Raw genomic sequence first — 15,269 nt, forward strand, 5'->3', positions numbered from 1 at the left:
CGGGCTGTGCTCAGTAGCTGGGCTGGCTCGGGTCGATCTGGTTGACCCAGGCCACCACGCCACCGCCCACGTGGAGGGCGTCGTCGTACCCGGCACCCTTGACGATCGCCAGGCACTCGGCCGAGCGGACGCCGCTCTTGCAGTGCAGGACGACCTGCTTGCCGGAGTCGACCGGCGGCAGCTGGGCGAGGGCGGTGCCGTTGAGGAAGTCGCCCTTGGGGATCAGGACCGCGCCGGGGATGTGGTTGATCTCGGCCTCGGCGGGCTCGCGCACGTCGATCAGGACGAAGTCGCGGCTGCCCTCCTCCTTCTCCTTGATCATCGAGGCGAGCTGGGTGACCGAGATGGTGGCGTCGACGGCGGCGTCGGCGGCCTCCTCGGAGATCGCACCGCAGAAGGCGTCGTAGTCGATCAGGCCGGTGACGGTCGGGTTCTCACCGCACAGCGCGCAGTTGGGGTCCTTGCGGACCTTCAGCTTGCGCCACTCGAGCTCGAGTGCGTCGTAGATGACCAGCTTGCCGATGGCCGGGTCGCCGGCGCCGATGAGCAGCTTGATGGCCTCATTGACCTGGATCGAGCCGATGCTCGCGCACAGCACGCCCAGCACGCCGCCCTCGGCGCAGGAGGGGACCATGCCCGGCGGCGGCGGCTCCGGGTAGAGGCAGCGGTAGCACGGGGCGTCGTCGGCCATGGTGGGCGCGAAGACCGAGGCCTGGCCGTCGAAGCGGTAGATCGAGCCCCAGACGTAGGGAATGCCGAGGAAGTACGCCGCGTCGTTGACCATGTAGCGCGTGGCGAAGTTGTCGGTGCCGTCGACGATCAGGTCGTAGCCACGGAACACGTCCATGACGTTGTCGTTGTCGAGCCGCTCCTCGTGGAGGACCACGTTGACGAGCGGGTTGATCTCGAGGATCGACTCCTTGGCGGACAGGCCCTTCGGCTTGCCGAGGTCGGACATGCCGTGGATGACCTGGCGCTGCAGGTTGGACTCGTCGACCTCGTCGAACTCGGCGATGCCGAGCGTGCCGACGCCGGCCGCGGCCAGGTAGAGCAGCGCCGGGCTGCCGAGGCCGCCGGCGCCGATCACGAGCACCTTGGCGTTCTTGAGGCGCTTCTGACCGTCCATCGCCACGTCGGGGATGATCAGGTGACGGCTGTAGCGGCGGACCTCGTCGATGGTCAGCTCGGCGGCCGGCTCGACCAGCGCGGGAAAGCTCACGGTGTTGCTCCTCGAGTACTGCAGGTGGATTGGGGGTCCAGGGCGGAACGCCCGGGCGGCCCCGGGTTGTTCCCTCGACCCTGCCATGGTCCCTGTCCGGTCCAGGGGCCGGGCGCCACGTCCCGCCATCCGGACCCCGGCTACCAGCGAGTAGTCTCGTGTCCGTGGTGACCGAGCAGTACGACCTGGACGAGCCGCGGCCGCGCGGCGTACGACTCCCGCGGCGTGAGCGACGCGCTCAGCTGCTGTCCGCTGCCCTCGAGGTCTTCGTCGCCCAGGGCTACCACGCCGCGGCGATGGACGACATCGCCGAGCGGGCCGGGGTCTCGAAGCCGGTGCTCTACCAGCACTTCCCCGGCAAGCTCGAGCTCTACCTCGCGATCCTCGACGCCGCCTGCGACTCGATCATCGCCAACTGCCGCAAGGCGCTCGACTCGACCCACGACAACAAGCAGCGGGTGGCGGCGACCATCGACGCCTTCTACGCCTACGTCGGTCACGACACCGGTGCCTTCCGGCTCGTGTTCGAGTCCGACCTCACCAACGAGCCCGCCGTCCGCGGCCACATCGACCGGGTCACCACCGAGTGCGCCGACCTGATCGCGACGGTCATCGCCGAGGACACCGCCCTGCCGCCCGCAGCCTCCCAGCTGCTCGCCGTCTCCCTCGTGGGAATGGCCCAGGTCAGCGCCCGGTTCTGGCTGACCGAGAACGAGGGCGCCATGGCCGGCCTGGGCCGCGACGAGGCGACCGCCCTGGTGGCGGGACTCGCGTGGCGCGGCATCCGGGGCTACCCCAAGACCGACGAGAGCTGACCGACCAGCCTCTGGCTAGGCTGGCGTCCCCACGAACGAGGAGTGTGACATGACCGTCGAGGTCAAGATCGGTGTGCAGAACACCGCCCGTGAGCTGGTCATCGAGACCGACGAGTCCAACGAGGCCGTCGCGAAGCTGGTCGCGGACGCCATCGCCGCTGCCGACGGCGTGATCACGCTGACCGACACCAAGGGCAAGGTCACCGTCGTCCCGGCCGCCAAGCTCGCCTACGTCGAGATCGGCCGCAGCACCGCCGGTCAGGTGGGCTTCCGGAGCTGACGCTCCCGGGAACTCCGGCGCCCCTCCCGGGCGTTGAACAGGCACGACCCCGGGAGGTGAGCACCCTGCTCCAGTTCCGCTTCGCCGCGCGCAGCGAGACCGGTCGCGTGCGCACCAACAACGAGGACGGCGGCTTCGCCGGCCCCTACCTGCTCTGCGTGGCCGACGGCGTCGGTGGCGCCGAGGCCGGCGAGATCGCCTCGGCCACGACGTCGTACGTCGTCAGCGCGCGGGCCCTGGCCCACCCCGGTCACGAACCGGCGCGGCTGCTCGGGGCGGCCACCCGCGAGGCGCACGCCCAGCTCGCTGCCGGGATCGCCGCCGACCCGCGGCGCACCGGCATGGCGACGACGCTGACCGCGGTGCTGACCGACGGTGTCCACACCGCGCTGGCCCACGTCGGCGACTCGCGGGCCTACCTGCTGCGCGACGGCGAGCTGAGCCAGCTCTCGCACGACCAGACCCTGGTGCAGTCGATGGTCGACGACGGGCAGCTGACGCCGGCCCAGGCCGCCGCGTCGCCGTACCGCAACGTGGTGCTGCAGGCCGTCGACGGCGAGCACGTGCCCGACCCCGACCTGCTCATGCTGGACCTGCGGCCGGGCGACCGGCTGCTGCTGTGCAGCGACGGCCTGAGCGACGTCCTCTCCCCCGCCGCGATCGCGCTCGGGCTCGGCCTCGACAGCAGGTCCATGGCGGTCGACCGGCTGGTGCTCGCCGCGCTCGACGGCGGCAGCCGCGACAACGTGACGGCGATCGTCGCCGACGTCGTCGACGCGCCGCCGATCTCGGCCAACGGCCAGGTGCTGGGCGCCGCGATCGACCTCACGAACGTGGTCGACCCGGCCGCCGTACGCCCGCTGCGCTCTGCCTGACGTCCGTCCCTGGCCCTACACTGGAGGCGTGAGCGCGAAGCGGTCCTTCGAGTACGCGCGCCTGTGGGTGCCGCTGTACGACACTGCCGCGCTCGCCGTCCTCCGGCCGGTCTACCTGATCGAGGCAGCCGACGGCTTCGAGGGCATCGCCGCCGAGAAGAACACCACCCTGATGGGCCTGTTCAACGAGCTCGGCCGGGCCGGCTGGCGGATCGACACCACGGCGCAGCGGGTCGAACACCCCTCGCCGGAGCTCCAGTTGCTCATCGATGCCACCCTCGACGAGGCCGACCACGCGATGGCCCCCGACGAGGTGGCGCACGCGGTCGGCTCGGGTGGCGATCCGGCGGGTGCGGTCACCGAGTTCGACGTCTACCCGATGCGGCGCCGCCACTCCTAGCGGTCGGCTCAGGCGAACAGGTCGCCGTACTCCTCGACGCGCTCCAGCACCTGGGTCGGCGTGAACTGGTCGAGCCCGAGCGGGTCCTGTGCCCCCTCGGCGACCTCGTCCCACCCGACGGGGGTGGCGACCTGGGGGCGCGGGGTGCCCCGCAGGGAGTACGGCGCCACCGTGGTCTTCGAGCCGGCGTTCTGGGACCAGTCGAGGAACACCTTCCCCCGCCTGCGCGCCTTGGTCATGGTGGCGGTGACCAGGTCGGGACGGGCGGCCTGGAGCTCCTCGGCGATCTCCTTGGCCAGCTCGCTGGTCTCGGCCGACGGCAGCGGCTCGGCGAGAGGTGCGTACAGGTGCAGGCCCTTGCTGCCGCTGGTCACCGCGAGGGCGTCGAGGTCCCGCTCGGCGAGCGCCTCCTGCACCAGCAGCGCGACCTGGCAGCACTCGTGCAGACCGGCCGGCTCGCCGGGGTCGAGGTCGATGACGATCCGGTCGGCGCCGACCGGCTCGTCGTCCTCGTCGACGGTCCACTGGTGGACGTGCAGCTCGAGGGCGGCGAGGTTGACCGCCCAGACCAGCGTCGGGAGGTCCTCGATGATCGGGAAGACGAGGGTGTCGCCGTGCCGGCTGGGGCCACGGCTGCCGGTGGTGGGCACCTCGGCGGTGCGCACCCAGCTCGGGGTGCCGCGCGGTGCGTTCTTCTCGAAGAAGCTCAGGTCGCCGACACCGTGCGGCCAGCGGATCCGGGTGACCGGGCGACCGGCGAGGTGCGGCAGCAGGACGGGTGCGATCCTCACGTAGTAGTCGAGGACCTCGCCCTTGGTGGTGCCGGTGCTCGGGTAGAGCACCTTCTCCAGGTTGGTCAGCCGCAGAGTGCGGCCCTCGACGTCGACGTGGACCTCGGTCTGGGGGTGCTCGGCCTTCTTCGGCATCACAGGTCCTCGGGGCTCAGATCGGTGCGCACGCCCTGGTACGACGGCTGCCGGAGCCGCTCGTAGCCCAGCCCGTGCGTGTCGACGTCGACGACCACGACCGGCTCCACCCACGTCGTGCCCTCGGCGTCGACCCGCGGCACCTCGTCGGCGAACGGGCTGGAGGCGCGCGCGAGCGGGGACAGCAGCGCGGCGAGGGCGCGGGACTGCTTCGGCCCGATGCCGCTGCCGACCCGGCCGCGGTAGGCGAGCCCGCCGGCGGTCGGCTCCCCCACCAGCAGCGCGGCCAGCCGGTCGCTCGTGCCGACCTGCGCGCGCCAGCCGCCCACCACGAACGACCCGCGGTGCCGGTGCGGGAACTTCAGCCAGTGGTGGCTGCGCTCCCCCGGGCGGTACGTCGAGTCGCGGCGCTTGCTGACGATGCCCTCCAGGCCCTGGGCGCGGGTGGCCTCGAAGAGCATGGCGCCGTCGTCGTACTCGACCGGGACCTGCCAGCCGGAGCGAGCGAGGTCGAGGCCGGCGAGACGGCGACGCCGCTCGTCGAGGGGGAGGCCACAGAGGTCCTCGCCGTCGAGGCGGAGCAGGTCGAAGACCATGTAGGTCGCGGGGATCCGGGCCGCGAGGCGCGCGACCGCGGCGGCGTTGCGCACGTGCATCCGCTCGGCGAGCACCCGGAAGTCGGGGATCCCGCGCTCGTTGAGGGCGATGATCTCCCCGTCCACCACCAGGTCGCGCACGCCGGCCGGCGGCGTGACCAGCTCCGGCCAGGCCGGGGTGATCCGGTTGCCGTTGCGGCTGGTGAGGGTGACCGCGCCGCCGTCGAGGGCCGCGAGCGCGCGGACGCCGTCCCACTTGACCTCGTGGCACCACTCCTCGCCCCGCGGCACGTGGGTGCCCGCGGTGGCGAGCATCGGGCGGAGGTCGGGCACGCGCCCATCATGCCGGTACCGCGTAGGCTCGTCCCATGCGTGCGATCTGGAAGGGGGCCGTGTCCTTCGGCCTCGTCAGCGTGCCGGTCAAGCTCTACAGCGCGACCGAGAGCCACGACGTCTCGTTCCGGCAGGTCCACGCCAAGGACGGTGGCCGGATCAAGTACCAGCGGGTGTGCTCGATCGACGGCGAGGAGGTGCCGTACTCCGACATCGCGAAGGGCTATGAGACCGAGGACGGCGAGATGGTCATCCTCACCGAGGACGACATGGCCAACCTGCCGATGACCTCCTCGCGGGAGATCGCGGTCGAGAAGTTCGTGCCGAGCGACCAGATCGACCCGATGCTCTTCGAGAAGTCCTACTACCTCGAGCCCGAGGGCACCGGCGCCAAGCCGTACGCACTGCTCCGCCAGGCGCTGCTCGACGCCGACCGGATGGCCGTCGTGACCGTCGCCCTGCGCCAGCGGGTGACCACCGCCGTGCTGCGGGTGCGCGACGACGTGATCGTGCTGCAGACCATGATGTGGCCCGACGAGATCCGCAAGCCGGACTTCACCGTCGAGACCGGCGAGGTCAAGGACGCCGAGGTCAAGATGGCCCACATGCTCGTCGAGACCCTGTCCGGCGACTTCGATCCCGACGAGTTCGAGGACGACTACGCCGACGCGGTCCAAGCCGTCGTCAAGGCGAAGATCGAGGGCGGCGAGGTGCAGCGCACCGAGACCTCGGCCAAGACCGGCGGCGAGGTGGTCGACCTGCTGGCCGCTCTGCAGCGCTCCGTCGAGGCGGCCAAGTCGTCGCGCGGCGAGACCGAGGAGAAGCCGGCGGCGAAGAAGGCGCCCGCGAAGAAGGCGCCCGCCAAGAAGGCCGCGAAGAAGACCGCCAAGAAGGCTCCCGCCAAGAAGACCGCCGCGAAGAAGAAGGCCAGCTGAGCCCCTCGGTTGCTTAGCCGGTCGGGTTCCGAAAGGGCAGCGACGAGAAGGTGGGGAGGTGGTCGGGTTCCGCGGTCGGGCTGCGGTCCCGCAGGCACATTCGTGACGGTCGGTGACGTCGCTTCTCCACACCCCGGGAATCGAGTTTCCCCTGTCCCCAGGCGGGTTTCCGGCGCTGGATTGTGTCGGGGGTGGGTGGGAGAATTCAGTCATGGATCTCGGAACCAGGCCCCGTTCGACAGCCCCGGTGCTGTCACGGTTGAGCGCCGGGATCCAGGCCCGCAACCAGCTCCTCGTCGAGGAATGGGCAGCGATCGTCGAGTGGGCCGGCGACCACATCGTCACCGGACCCGAGGGTGCCGCGACGATCACCGAGGGCTACCTCGACACCGGCGTGCCGATCGCCGGGGCGGGTGCCCCGCTGGTCAGCGAGTTCGCGTTGATGGAGCTCGTCACCGTCCTCGGGCGCACCCCCGACAGCGGGAAGGCCTACGTCGGGCGGGTGATCGAGTGCGCGTGGCGGCTCCCCAACGTCTACGAGGCGGTCGTGGCGGGACGGTTGGCTCCGTGGCGTGCTGAGCGGATCGCGGACCTCACCCGGGGTCTTGGTGCTGAGGCGGCGGGGTTCGTGGACCGGCAGCTGTGGAACGCCTCCGGCATCGGGTGGGCCCAGCTCGAACGCCTCGTCACCGAAGCCGTGCTCCGCTACGACCCCGAACGCGCCGAGGCCGACCGGGCCAAGGCTGCCGACCACCGCCACTTCGACCTCAGTGACGTGGACGAGCACGGCCTGGTGCACCTCGACGGGCTGATGGATGCCGCCGACGGGCACGACCTCGACCAAGCCGTCGCCCGTCGCGCGGACGTGCTGGGCCGGTTGGGTGACGAGAGCTCGTTGGACGTGCGCCGGTCGAAAGCCGCTGCCGAGCTCGCCCGGCAGGACCTCGCCCTCGACCTGCTGGTCCCGGACCCCGCCACCGGGGAGGTCGTGGCGACCGTCCCCGGTCGCAAGGTGGTCCTGAACGTGCACGTCACCGACACCACCCTTGCTGGCCGGAACCCGGTCGGGCGGTGGGACGAAGGCCGCTGCCCCGTCACCACCGGCCAGATCCGCGAGTGGCTGCGTTCGAAGAGCACCACGATCATCGTGCGGCCGGTCATCGACCTCGCCGACCATCTCCCCGTCGGCTCCTACGAGATCCCCGACCGACACAAGACCCGGGTCGCGTTGCGTGACCACACCTGCCGCTTCCCGCACTGCGCGCGTCCCGCGACCCGGTGCGACATCGACCACCACCAGCCCCACGGCCAGGGTGGCCCGACCTGCCCCTGCAACCTGGTGCCGTTGTGCCGGCGGCACCACCGCGCCAAGACCCACTCAGCCTGGCGTTACGACACCCCGGCGCCGGCGACCTATGTGTGGACCAGTCCCAGCGGGTTCCGGTTCCGGGTCGACCACCGCGGCACCCACCCGGTGCACCCACCCGACCGGTAGCGACCCCGCCCCACCCCCCGCAGGACTCCACGTCTGCGGGGGCGGTGGCACGTCCGCGTTCAGTCGGTCTCGGCCTCGGCCTTCTCGATCAGGTCCTTCACGGTGTCGATCGACCGGATCCGCCCGCTCGTGACGGTGCTGCCCTCGTCGGCGAACAGCGAGGTCGGGATGCCGATCAGCTCTCCGTCCTCGTTGATGGCCATGCCGCCGGAGTTGCCGGGAGCGATCCGGGCGTCGGTGTCGAGCTCGGAGCGCGGCCCCAGGTCGGGGTCGTCCAGGACGGTGGAGATGACGCCCGTGGTCACGGTGATCGACTTGCCGTCGCCCGCCACCGCCGGGAAGCCCAGCACCTTGACGCTGTCGCCGGCCCGCAGGTCGCCGGAGCTGCCGATCGGGACGGTCGGGAGGTCCAGCTTGCCGTCGAGCGGCTTGCCGTCGGCCTGCGCGTAGATCTGCACGACCGCGGCGTCGAGGTTGCCGTCGGCCTCGACGACCCGGGCCCGGTAGGCGGCGGGCGCGTTGGTGTCGGTCATGCCGTCGGTCAGCGAGATGAGCAGGTAGTCGGGGTTGGCGATGCGCACCTCGTCGCCGTACTTCTCCGCGAGGCCGGGAGCCTCGGGCTCGGCGACGTGGGCGTTGGTGAGGATCAGGCCGTCGGAGCGGATGATCGAGCCGGAGCCGTGGTAGGTGCCGGTGCTCGAGGGGTCGTCCAGGCTGTGGCTGTCCGCGGTGATCTTGACCGTGGCCGCCTTCGCGGCCTCCAGGACGTCGGTGCCGCCACCGTCCCTCCTGACCGGCTCGTCGCGGCCCACCAGGAACGCCACCCCGATGGCCCCCGCGACCAGCAGCAGTGCCGCGGCGATGCCGCCGAGGATCGCGAGCCGCCTGCCGAGCCGGCGCCGCGCGATCCGCCGCTCCTCCTCCGCGGCGGACAGGATCGGCACGAGGGTGAGCTCGGGGCCGGCGACCGGGTGCCCGAGGCGCAGCCCGAGCCGTTCGTCGAAGCGGGTCGTGGTGACCCGGCGCCCGTCGTGGAAGGTGCCCTCGTTGGAGAGGTTGGTGTAGGTCCAGCCGCCCGGGACCGGGTCGATCCGGCCGTGCACCCGCGAGCAGGCCGGGTCGCCGATCACGACGGTGCAGTCGCTGCGCCGCCCGACGGTGATCGGGGTCGGGTGCCGGAAGCGGTGCTCGCGGCCCTCCGCGACCAGGAGCAGGTCGGGGCCCGTACGTGGCGCGGGTCCGGCCCCGGGCGGGCCGGATGGGCGCGGCATGGCGAGGATCTGGGTGGCGTCGTTGCCCGAGATCGCCGGCGGCAGCCCGGGCGCGGCGGCCGGGCGGGCGCCGGGGGCAGGCGCCGACGGCACCGGCACGCCCGCGGGCGGCGCCCACGGTGACGGCGTGCCCATCGGCGGGGTGGCCGGCGGCGGCATCGACGGGGGCATCGACGGGGGCATCGACGGGGGCATCGACGGGGCCGGCGCCACCGGGAACGGCGGCCGGGTCGCCTCGTCGACGACGTACGACGGCGCGGCCGGCGACGAGGGGGTGGCCGGCGGCGCGGCGGGCGCGACGGGCGTGGCCGCGGCGACGTCGTACTCCTCGGCGGGGATGATCGCCAGGGTGGCCCCGGGGGCGGGCGGGCCGCAGCGGACCGTGACCCGCCGCTCGATCGGGTACTCGGTGACCCGCTCGTCGTCGACGTACGTGCCGAACTGGCTGCCGTTGTCGACGAGCACCCAGCCGTAGTCGCTCGCCTGGAGCTCGGCGTGCTGGCGGGAGACCGAGCCGGCGGTGAGCACGACGTCGGCCTCGATGGCGCGCCCGATCCGGTAGACCTGCTTGCCCTCCAGACGCAGGACCCGGCCGTCGACCTCGACGACGAGTGCGGACACGACGCTCACCCCTGCCCGTCGGGCGCCGGTCGGCGTACCTGCACCGTGGCGTTGCGGATCTGGATCCGGGCGCCCGCCACCAGCTCGATGGTGCGGTCCGGCTCGAGAAGGAAGTTCTGGCCGCCCGGGTAGGCGACCGGCCAGGAGAAGTCGGAGGCGTTGTACAGGCCCCAGCGGTCGCGGGCGTCGGGGTGCTGGCGGACCTGGCCGAGCACCTGCGGGTGGTCGACCCCGGAGGTCAGGTGGTCGGAGCGGATCGTGGTCTGCGGGCCGACGGCGACGGTGCGGCGCCCGACGTGGAGCAGGTACGGCGGGCGGACCTGGGTGCCGTCCTGCCAGCAGGTCACGCTGTCCTCGCCGGGGCTCCAGAAGTTGGTCGTGCCGCAGGTCGGGCAGGCCAGCATGCCGTCGCGCAGGCGGTCGAGCGCCTTGATCCACTGTCCCTCGGTGACCCGGGCGCCGGGGTTGTCCATGCCGTCGACGAACGCCTGGACGAACAGGTCGCGCAGGAACTGCGGGTAGATGTTCCAGTACTGCTGGACGATCTGGGCGGGCCTGTTCTCGGCGCGCGTGGGATGCATGCAGAAGAGCGGATCGGTGCCGAAGTGCGTCATCAGCCAGTGCGCGTCGCGCATGCCGGCATCGGTGCGCGCGCCCTCGAGCGGGTGGCCGAGGAAGAGCGAGTAGAAGAGCAGCACGGCCAGCGAGTGCCGGTCGGTGTCGGTGTTGGGCAGGGTGCGGTACGTCGTGTCGCGGACCACCTCGGGCGCCATGAAGTAGGGCGTCCCGAGGACCCGGCCGGTGCCGTTGTCGATCCCGACGTTGTCGTTGTCGCAGATCAGCACGTCGCCGTTGCCCGGGTCGAAGAAGACGTTGCCGAACGAGATGTCGCGGTAGCACAGGCCGCGGGCGTGCAGCCGCAGGAAGCTGTAGCTGAGCTGGCGGCACAGCTCGATGATCGAGGCGAAGGAGACGTCGAGCGGCTTGCCGTCGCGGTCGGCGTTGAGCAACAGATAGCTGAGCTCGAGGTAGCGCGGGTGCCGCAGGTGCATGACGTAGCCGAAGCTCGGCTCGGTCCCGACCCGCGCCATGCTGAGCGGCCACAGGAACCGCTGGTGCGGGGAGCCGATCTCGACGAGCTGCTGCATCTCGTCGTACTGCTGGGCGGTGGCGCTCTCGGGCTTGTACCACTTGAGCGCCAAGGGCTCGCCGGAGTCGCGGCGCACCTCGAACACGTAGCCCTGGCCGCCCTGGCCGAGCAGGGACGTCACCCGGGCGCGCCCCAACGGCCCGAGGTCGACCTCGACGCCCTCTGCCAGCACCATGGGTGTGACCGACCTCCGTTATCGCGTTCCCTGACCCGTGACAGGCTATAACCTGAACAGTTCGGGGAGAGTTGAAACCCGACGCCCTGGTGGAAGGAGGCCCGCGATGAGCGACCGGCTCGGTGGCGCCCTGGCGCGCAAGCCGCTGCACTTCATCTTCGTGCTCGACGTGTCGGGCTCGATGCTGCGCGGCGGTCGCATCCAGGCGCTCAACAACGCGATCACCGAGGTCCTGCCCCACCTGAAGGACGAGGCGCGGGCCAATCCGCACGCCGAGATGCTGATCCGGGTGCTGGCCTTCGCCAACGAGCCCCAGTGGATCATCGAGGAGCCGACCCCGGTCGACCAGATCCACTGGAAGCGGCTGGAGGCGGTGCCGCGCGGGTTCACCGAGCTCGGCAGCGCGCTGCAGACCCTCGCCGGTGCGCTCGACCACCTCGACGAGTCCAACAGCGCGTTCCCGCCCGCGATCATCCTGGTCTCCGACGGCCGCCCCACGCAGAGCAGCGGCGTGACCTTCGCCGAGGGCCTGCAGGCGCTGCTCAACAACCGCTGGGGGGCGACCGCCGTACGGCTGGCCCTCGGGGTGGGCCGTGACGCCGACATGCACTCGCTGCGCCGGTTCATCGGCGACGAGGACGTGCCGCTGCTGCGTGCGGACAACCCCGAGCAGCTCGTCGAGTACATCGTCTGGGCGTCCAAGGCGGCCAGCAAGGTCGCCTCGCGGCCCGTCGTCGGTCCCGGCTCCGGCGTGACCGCGGTTCCGCCGAGCCCGATCGGCGACCCGATCTGGAGCACCCTGGGATGACGGACCGGCCGGACGCCGATCCGGTGTGGACCACCCTGTCGGGTACGACGATCGGCTCGGTCCACGTCCGCGACCAGCTGCCGATCCAGGACGCGGTCCTCACCTGGAGCGACCAGGCGCTGGGCCACGCGGTGATCGCCGTCGCCGACGGGCACGGGCACAAGTTCCACTTCCGCAGCGACACCGGTGCGGCGCTGGCGGTCGTCAGCGCGGTCGAGGAGCTGCGCCGGGTCGTGCCCGAGCTGACGGCGGCCGACGAGTCCGCCCGCGACCGCGTGTCGCAGGCCGGCGCCGCCATCGTGGAGACCTGGACGGCGAAGGTCCGCCACCACCTCGAGGCGAACCCCTACTCCCCCGCCGAGGACGAGCTGGGCGCCTCCGCCGACCCGCTGCGGGCCTACGGGTCGACCATCCTGGCCGCCGCGGCTGCCGGCGACGTGATGGTGTTCTTGCAGATCGGCGACGGCGACTCGGTGCTGGTCTCCAGCGACGGGGCGGCCTCGCGGCCGCTGCCCGAGGATCCCGACCTCGACGGCCTGCACACCAGCTCGCTGTGCCAGCCGCGCCCCCTCGACGCACTGCGCGTCGGTGTCGTCGACGCGGCCGCCGACCGGGCGGCCCTGGTGTTCTTGTGCACCGACGGCTTCGGCCGCTCCCGGGTCGACGCCCAGGGCTGGTGGCGCCAGACGGGTGAGCAGCTGCTGGAGTTCGCCCGGGCCCGCGGCCTGGGCTGGGTGCGCGAGCAGCTGCCCGAGTGGCTGGCCGAGCCCGCGCTGATCGGTGGCGACGACACCACGATGGCGCTGCTGGTCCGCAACGACGTCGCCGGGATCGACCGCCCGGACCTGGCCGACACCGTCCCGGTGCCGGAGGCCTGAGCCGGCTGGATCAGTTGTCGGAGGGCCACCACTTCTCGAGGCCGTCGAGGTCGCCCTCGAAGTTGCGGGCGACGCCGTAGCAGTAGCAGTCGTCGGCGTTCCAGTCCCAGTAGATCGTGGCGGTGTCGCCGGAGCTGTCGAGGTAGGCGTAGTAGCCGCCCTCGGTCGGCCCGTCGCCGAAGCGCCAGGTGCCGCCGCCGCCCTGGGTGCCGGCCTGGTCGTACTGCTTCTTGTAGTACCTGCGGTCGGCCTTCATCTGCTTGCGGGTGGAGTAGCGGCCGACGCTGACGATGATCCCGCTGTCGTCGGTCTCGCAGCTGCTCTCCTCGGTCTCGCCGGTGAAGAAGGTGCGCTCACGGGTGCACTTGGCGACGTCCATGTTGATCTTGATGAACTCGATCAGCTTGGGGTGGGCCGGCGCGGTGGGCTCGGTGACGCGGGGCGAGGTGCTGGTGAAGCTGGCGACCACCGCATCGATGGTCGCGGTGCCCTCGCCCTCGAGGAGCGCGGACTGCTTGGCTCCCTGGCTGTCCCAGTAGACGACGGCCGGGTCGGTGGTGCCGCCCCGCTCGGGGTCGTACTCATAGAGGGCGGTGGCGCCGTTGTCGGCGCTCATCGTGCCGGCCCGGTAGTCGAAGCGGGCGGTGCGCGCCGCGGTGAACGCGTCGTCGTCCTCGTAGGTGACCAGGCGCAGCGTGCCGGTGCTGACCGTGCAGGTCACCACCTCGCTCTCCCCGTCGCCCGGCTTGCCGGCCTTGCAGTCGGTGACACCGGCCGAGATCTTGCTGGCCAGGGTGCCGTAGCGCTCGTCGAGGGAGGCCGCGTCGACCTTGACAGCGGGCTCCTTCGGTTCGCTGGACTCGGTCCTGCGCGGCCCGGGGTCGTCCCCGCCCCCGCTCAACGCGATGACACCGGCCACGCCGCCGCCGACCACGACGACGCCCGCCACGGCGGCGGCGACCCAGATGCCGGCGCCCCGCCTCTTCGCCGGCGGGGTCGCGAAGCCGGCGGGCGGGGCGTAGCCGCCGGGCGCCGGGGAGTACGACGCCGGCGCGGTGTACGGGTTGGGTGCGGAGGTCGGCCCGGAGGTCGGGAGCCCGGTCGGGGCGACGGTCGGCTGCGGGGGCGCGGGCGGCGCCGGCGGCCAGGCGGTGGGCGGGGGTGACTGGTACGGCGGCCCGGACGGCGCCACGGTCGGGGGCGGCAGCTGGCCGCTGGCCGGGCGGCTGGACCGGTAGCGCAGCACGACGGCGGCGGGGACCGCGCCGACGGCGTACCCGAGCACGGCGGCGGCCCAGCTCGACGCGGCCTGGTCGTCACCGCCGCGGTCGCGGGCCAGGCGCAGCCCGGCCTCCTCGACGGCGCGGGCCGGGTCGGCGCCGCCGTCGATCATCTCGCCGAGCGGGTTGAGGACGCCGAAGCGCACGGCGTCGACGAGGAGGTTGATGTCGCCGGTCGTCGCCTGGTCCTCGGCCAGGACGTCGTCGAGGACGCCCCGGAAGCCCGTGGCGTCGTCGAGGATGCCGCGGCCGTGCTCGTTGACCAGCTCGCGCAGGACGTCGTGGAGCTCCATCCTCAGACCGCCGACCCCAGCTCGGCGCCGAGACCGGCGATGCGGTCGGCCACCTCCGCGGCGGTGCGCGGGCGGGCGGCGACGTCGGCGGCGAGACAGGCCTCCACCAGCTCGCGGGCGGCCGGTGGCAGGTCGGGCGACAGGCTGGGCTGGGAGGCGAGGATCGAGCGCACCAGCAGCAGCGGCTCGGTGTCGCGCAGCTCGCCGTAGACGCCGGAGCCGGTGATCGCGAAGTGCAGGGTCGCGCCCAGGGACCAGATGTCGCTGGCCCGCGAGGCCTGTGCGCCGAGCATGATCGCGGGGTCGGTGAACTCCAGGCCGATCTGTCCGAGCCCGGTGGTCACCATGCCCGGCGACAGCAGCTGGGAGAGCCCGAGGTCGGCGAGGCGGCCGCCGTCCTCGGCCAGCAGCACGTTGGCCGGCTTGATGTCGCGGTGCGCGATCCCGCGCTCGTGGAGCGCGTGCGCGGCCAGGGCGGCGTCGCGGACCGCGGCCACCCGCTGCGCCGTGCCGATCTCGACGTGCGGCCGCTCGAGGGAGCCGAGCGGCAGGAACTCCATCGCGTAGTAGAACGCCCCGCCCTGCCGGCCGGCGTCGTAGACCGCGACCAGCCGGTCGGAGTCGGCGACGCTGAAGTGCTTGAGCTCGCGGGTCGCACGGCGGAAGGCGTCGTCGGAGGTCGGTCCGGCGATCACCTTGACCACCACCTCGCCGGCCGGGATCCCCAGGCGGGCCGGGGCCGTCGCGAGGTAGTTGGTGCCGTAGTTCGACTCGCCCAGCGGGCGCACGAACTCGTAGTCTGCGATTCCCTGCACGCGGATCCTCCAGCGCCTCGTCGTCCAGCCGGTGCATCGGCCCGGGTCCAGCATGTCACGCGAACGCCGCCGGCAGCAGCGATTCCCCCGGCACGGAAGGGGTA

Annotated in this window: 15 protein-coding genes; 8 read left to right on the top strand and 7 right to left on the bottom strand. The window is 72.3% G+C overall.

What is annotated here, in order from left to right; genetic code table 11:
- Positions 1–10: 10 nt before the first annotated feature.
- Entirely contained in the window at positions 11–1,219 is a 1,209-nt protein-coding gene (moeZ, locus tag BJ958_RS11275; RefSeq protein ID WP_343052642.1) for an adenylyltransferase/sulfurtransferase MoeZ, read from the bottom strand.
- Positions 1,220–1,383: 164 nt separating this feature from the next.
- Here moeZ and BJ958_RS11280 point away from each other — a divergent pair, with 164 nt between their 5' ends.
- The 4 genes from BJ958_RS11280 to BJ958_RS11295 are packed head-to-tail and all read left to right on the top strand — an operon-like array spanning position 1,384 to position 3,589.
- Complete coding sequence (locus BJ958_RS11280) at positions 1,384–2,034, top strand: TetR family transcriptional regulator (protein WP_179726922.1); 651 nt, start codon at positions 1,384–1,386, stop codon at positions 2,032–2,034.
- A 49-nt stretch (positions 2,035–2,083) separates the two neighbouring features.
- Positions 2,084–2,314 carry a DUF3107 domain-containing protein gene (locus BJ958_RS11285; RefSeq protein WP_179726923.1) on the top strand — a complete coding sequence of 77 codons (231 nt, stop codon included), beginning with the start codon at positions 2,084–2,086 and terminating at the stop codon, positions 2,312–2,314.
- Between the two features lie 56 nt (positions 2,315–2,370).
- Positions 2,371–3,189: a protein phosphatase 2C domain-containing protein gene (locus tag BJ958_RS11290; protein WP_179726924.1), complete on the top strand. Its 819-nt coding sequence runs from the start codon at positions 2,371–2,373 to the stop codon at positions 3,187–3,189.
- 28 nt (positions 3,190–3,217) lie between these two features.
- Entirely contained in the window at positions 3,218–3,589 is a 372-nt protein-coding gene (locus BJ958_RS11295; RefSeq protein WP_179726925.1) for a hypothetical protein, read from the top strand.
- A gap of 8 nt (positions 3,590–3,597) precedes the next feature.
- On the opposite strand, the gene ligD (BJ958_RS11300) is transcribed toward BJ958_RS11295, so the two are convergent.
- Together ligD (BJ958_RS11300) and ligD (BJ958_RS11305) are read right to left on the bottom strand one after the other, a co-directional pair.
- Complete coding sequence (gene ligD / locus BJ958_RS11300; RefSeq protein WP_179726926.1) at positions 3,598–4,515, bottom strand: non-homologous end-joining DNA ligase; 918 nt, start codon at positions 4,513–4,515, stop codon at positions 3,598–3,600.
- On the bottom strand, positions 4,515–5,444 hold the full coding sequence (ligD, locus tag BJ958_RS11305) for a non-homologous end-joining DNA ligase (protein ID WP_343052643.1): 930 nt from the start codon (positions 5,442–5,444) through the stop codon (positions 4,515–4,517). Before ligD (BJ958_RS11305) ends, ligD (BJ958_RS11300) begins: the two co-directional genes overlap by 1 nt.
- Before the next feature lie 35 nt (positions 5,445–5,479).
- Between ligD (BJ958_RS11305) and ku the strand changes: the two genes are divergently transcribed.
- Complete coding sequence (gene ku, locus BJ958_RS11310) at positions 5,480–6,379, top strand: non-homologous end joining protein Ku (RefSeq protein ID WP_179726927.1); 900 nt, start codon at positions 5,480–5,482, stop codon at positions 6,377–6,379.
- A gap of 211 nt (positions 6,380–6,590) precedes the next feature.
- Positions 6,591–7,874 (top strand): HNH endonuclease signature motif containing protein, encoded by a 1,284-nt coding sequence (locus tag BJ958_RS11315; RefSeq protein ID WP_179726928.1) that lies wholly within the window; start codon positions 6,591–6,593, stop codon positions 7,872–7,874.
- A 59-nt stretch (positions 7,875–7,933) separates the two neighbouring features.
- Here the strand turns inward: BJ958_RS11315 and BJ958_RS11320 are convergent, their stop codons facing one another.
- Together BJ958_RS11320 and BJ958_RS11325 are read right to left on the bottom strand one after the other, a co-directional pair.
- Positions 7,934–9,766, bottom strand: coding sequence for an FHA domain-containing protein (locus tag BJ958_RS11320; protein ID WP_179726929.1), 1,833 nt, complete (start codon positions 9,764–9,766; stop codon positions 7,934–7,936).
- Between the two features lie 5 nt (positions 9,767–9,771).
- The gene (locus tag BJ958_RS11325; protein WP_179726930.1) at positions 9,772–11,091 is read right to left on the bottom strand and encodes a protein kinase domain-containing protein; all 1,320 of its coding nucleotides are present in this window, start codon (positions 11,089–11,091) and stop codon (positions 9,772–9,774) included.
- A gap of 106 nt (positions 11,092–11,197) precedes the next feature.
- On the opposite strand from BJ958_RS11325, the gene BJ958_RS11330 reads away from it, so the two are divergent.
- Both BJ958_RS11330 and BJ958_RS11335 read left to right on the top strand, forming a co-directional pair.
- Entirely contained in the window at positions 11,198–11,899 is a 702-nt protein-coding gene (locus BJ958_RS11330; RefSeq protein WP_179726931.1) for a vWA domain-containing protein, read from the top strand.
- Positions 11,896–12,777 carry a protein phosphatase 2C domain-containing protein gene (locus tag BJ958_RS11335; protein WP_179726932.1) on the top strand — a complete coding sequence of 294 codons (882 nt, stop codon included), beginning with the start codon at positions 11,896–11,898 and terminating at the stop codon, positions 12,775–12,777. The genes BJ958_RS11330 and BJ958_RS11335 overlap by 4 nt, the downstream gene beginning before the upstream one ends.
- 10 nt (positions 12,778–12,787) lie before the next feature.
- Here the strand turns inward: BJ958_RS11335 and BJ958_RS11340 are convergent, their stop codons facing one another.
- Together BJ958_RS11340 and BJ958_RS11345 are read right to left on the bottom strand one after the other, a co-directional pair.
- Entirely contained in the window at positions 12,788–14,350 is a 1,563-nt protein-coding gene (locus BJ958_RS11340; protein WP_179726933.1) for a hypothetical protein, read from the bottom strand.
- Positions 14,351–14,352: 2 nt separating this feature from the next.
- Positions 14,353–15,165 carry a protein kinase domain-containing protein gene (locus BJ958_RS11345; RefSeq protein WP_179726934.1) on the bottom strand — a complete coding sequence of 271 codons (813 nt, stop codon included), beginning with the start codon at positions 15,163–15,165 and terminating at the stop codon, positions 14,353–14,355.
- Positions 15,166–15,269 lie beyond the last annotated feature (104 nt).

It is taken from the genome of Nocardioides kongjuensis (genome assembly GCF_013409625.1).
Lineage (GTDB): Bacteria > Actinomycetota > Actinomycetes > Propionibacteriales > Nocardioidaceae > Nocardioides > Nocardioides kongjuensis.